5 protein-coding genes are annotated in these 3,302 nt (G+C 37.3%); 4 read left to right on the forward strand and 1 reads right to left on the reverse strand.

Annotated elements, in window-relative coordinates; all coding sequences use genetic code 11:
• Positions 1-363 precede the first annotated feature (363 nt).
• From BLR65_RS28665 to BLR65_RS28680, 4 genes are all read left to right on the forward strand, one after another.
• Entirely contained in the window at positions 364-987 is a 624-nt protein-coding gene (locus BLR65_RS28665; protein ID WP_093798235.1) for a phosphatase PAP2 family protein, read from the forward strand.
• A 151-nt stretch (positions 988-1,138) separates the two neighbouring features.
• Entirely contained in the window at positions 1,139-1,645 is a 507-nt protein-coding gene (locus tag BLR65_RS28670) for an NUDIX domain-containing protein (protein ID WP_211285263.1), read from the forward strand.
• A gap of 249 nt (positions 1,646-1,894) precedes the next feature.
• Complete coding sequence (locus BLR65_RS28675; RefSeq protein WP_093798237.1) at positions 1,895-2,203, forward strand: hypothetical protein; 309 nt, start codon at positions 1,895-1,897, stop codon at positions 2,201-2,203.
• Positions 2,166-2,525: a hypothetical protein gene (locus BLR65_RS28680; protein WP_144036454.1), complete on the forward strand. Its 360-nt coding sequence runs from the start codon at positions 2,166-2,168 to the stop codon at positions 2,523-2,525. The genes BLR65_RS28675 and BLR65_RS28680 overlap by 38 nt, the downstream gene beginning before the upstream one ends.
• Positions 2,526-2,577: 52 nt before the next feature.
• On the opposite strand, the gene BLR65_RS28685 is transcribed toward BLR65_RS28680, so the two are convergent.
• Positions 2,578-3,054, reverse strand: coding sequence for an MFS transporter (locus BLR65_RS28685; protein ID WP_093798241.1), 477 nt, complete (start codon positions 3,052-3,054; stop codon positions 2,578-2,580).
• Positions 3,055-3,302: the final 248 nt, after the last annotated feature.

The raw sequence follows: 3,302 nt of genomic DNA on the forward strand, positions 1-3,302 counted from the left end.
GCTGAGTGTAGCCCCGAAATACGAAGACGTCTCGATCCAATCTTAGGTCAAGTATAGCAGTCTTGAGTGACAAGTTCCAAAAGACTAATTGAAGTACCCTTATATGGATACACACTAATTAGTGATATGCGCATTGTTATTTGCATAGTTCCGATGATTTGAACTTTCTTTAGTGTATTGATTTTTATATTTTTAGCATTACTGCCACTATAGGGGAAAACCGTAAGAATTGCTCTGCCCTATATTTTAAAGAAATGTTAATCTTTCTTGTCTTGTTTGCACGCTAAGAATTGTCTACAATGAAGTCGAAAAATAATAAGTAACTGTTTCTACGTTTCATCATAAGAATTAGGAGGTTAAAATGTGGTAATAAGAAATAAGCTGGATCGTATGAGACAATGTTTTTCTAATGCATTTTGGTGGACCATTATTTTTGGCCTGATAACTATTTTTATTGCATTGTGGGCGAAAAAATCCGGAAATCCATATATTTGGTCAATTGGTAATTTTCTGAGCGGTATCGGTAACGATGTTTTTTTAATAGGCACGAATATAATAATTTTAATTTGGGCTTGGAGGCAAAGGACCGGAAGTATTATTAAACTAACTTTAGGCATTGATTTGCTCGTCGGGATACTTGTCCAGGGAATTAAGAGTATGAAAATTTATCCATGGTATCTTCGACCGAATGGGGGAGAAGGTGGTTTTCCAAGTGGTCATGCCACACATGCTTTTGCAATGGCCTTTTTGTTAGCCATGTTTTTTCCTAGGTTTTCCTGGCTTTGGTTTACGGCTGCTGCTGCTATTTCGTGGTCGAGAGTGGAGACGGACTGGCATTCTGGTATTCAGGTCGCGGCCGGTGTTATGCTGGGCGTATTTATAGCCTGGGGAATGATTAGCGCATGGCTTAAGTATTTTGAAAATACAAATGCAGATCCGACAGTTGAGAGTAAGAATGTTCAAGTCAGTAAGGTAATCACTAATTGAATATAGGGTATAATTTGTTTATTTAGTAATGCATAACGATGTTTCGGATTTAAGAAGATTAATAAAAATTTAATACCAGGTTAACTCCGGTGAGCATAACCCTATGGTATGATGTAGTAGACCTTAATCATTTTGGAAATTGATTGGAGGCGTGATTTTTCTGGAAGATAATCTAAGTGCCGGTTTACTCATGTATCGATTACATAATGGGTGTTTAGAACTATTGTTAGCGCATCCGGGTGGGCCCTATTTTGTAGATAAAGATGACCGGTATTGGGGAATTCCCAAGGGACATCTTGAGAGTGGTGAAACTATCCTGGAAGGTGCAGTGCGTGAGTTTGTCGAGGAAACTGGGATTGATCCGAATATAACTTATTCATTTTATCTAGGCAGCGCACCGGGAAAGTATAAGAGAATTGTGCATGTTTGGGCCTTTGAGGGAGACTGGGATATGTCTAAGCCTGCCAAAAGTAACCTGTTCCAGTTGGAGTGGCCGCCTAGTTCAGGTCAGGTATGTTTGTTTCCTGAGATTGACAAGGTCGGCTTTTTTTCGATAGTTGAGGCGAAGAAAAAAATAGAGCATGAGCAATTAATATTTGTAAGCCGTCTTGAAAAAAGACTAATTGAAGAAAACTATTTACTCTATTCTTATGACTAATGTTGCAACCAAGTGGGTTACCTCCAATTGCCACTTGGTATTTTTTTATGCATATATAAGTCTTTATTTTTTTTGCCATTTATTAAGTTAATATTAAACATACTTTTCCAAGTGTTAAGTTTTGGTTAAATTACTCAATTAGGTAAAAAAGCAGACAGGATTATACTTTCTTTAGTTGAATCGTGACAGAAGAAGTAGTTTTTATAGCTTTTGGGGTGAAACTCAAGCATTAGAGGAGTGTGACCGGATGTGAATTCTCAACAATGGACGTTACTTGCCAATTGGCCAATAAATAATAAACGGCGAGTAATCCTAAAAGACAAAGGTCCTCATCTTATTGATATTACTTCAGATGAAACAACCATTAATGAGATTATTGCCAAAGTATTATGTAGTTCATGGTCAAAAGACGAGTTAATGGCTTATTTAAACAACAAGGAATTAGCGGCTACGGATAAAACTGGTTCTAGAATTGTAGATTTTATAGCACGACGAAATGACGAAAAAAATAGGAGGGTAAATGATGGCTTCCGAAAAAATGGACACCAAGCAAGATGATCAGGCGCAAGATATAACAGCTATCCTTACTTTACTGCAGGACCTGCAGGTATATGGCAAAAAGATCAAGAAAGTGGCTTATACGGCTGAAAATGAGATTGAAAAATTGGATAAGCAAATAGAAAAGGTACAAAAGGGTTTGAGAAAGTTGACAACATCACAAGCGGGTTCGAAAAATAAAAAAGTTACTAAGATTAAAGAATACGAAATTCAACTAAGAAAGCGGCAGAGAGAGGGATTTGAAAAAGTATTGTCACAATTGCAGGAAGAAATTCAACATAGCCAGGAAACGTTAACAAAGTTAAAAAATAATATGGTTTAAAAGAATTTTCTTAGGTTTAAAACATAATAGTCTCTATATAACATATATAAAGTCAAAGACTCGCATTTTTTGCTTCCCGACAAATTGTGTGAGTCTTTTTTATTTGGAATATTCCCACAGTAGATGAGATATGTTCTGTTGGCGACATGCTTACAGCAAGAGCAGTAGCCGCGGCCGTAAACCCACCGCAAACGCCCTGCAGGATCCGTAAGGCCAATAATTGATAGACGGTGGAAGCAAAGGCTATGGTTATGATTATCATGCCAAACATAAGCAATACTTTTTCTAGCATTGGCTTTCGCCCTTTTCGGTCCGCCATAGCTCCCCAGAACGGGTTTGAAAGTGCTGCAAAGAACGAAGTCGCAGCAATTAGAATACCAGACCACATAGCAACTTGAGCGGGGTCGGTAACACCTAGATGCGGCACATATAGTGGTAAAAAAGAAATTACGCCTGTAATAACACTCATGCCAATAAGTTGAGCTGACCACAGAATTGCCAGATTTTTTTTCCATTCAGAAATTAACATCTAATACCTTCTTTCATAAGAACTGCATTTGTAGATTTTATAGATTGTGGTCAATCGTTATTTGCTGCAATTATAACACAGCTAAAAGTATAGTTAAATTACCTGATAGTAGAATGAACTTCTGCCCCTGCCATAAAGAGAGAAATGGTTTGTCCCGACTTTTACAGTTAGCAGAATATACGAAGCAGACAGAGTGGAATAATATGCTTATAAAATGCGGATTTCCGCATTTTTTTGTGCTCTTTATA

Origin of the sequence: Sporomusa acidovorans (genome assembly GCF_900101845.1) — a bacterium.
GTDB lineage: Bacteria > Bacillota > Negativicutes > Sporomusales > Sporomusaceae > Sporomusa > Sporomusa acidovorans.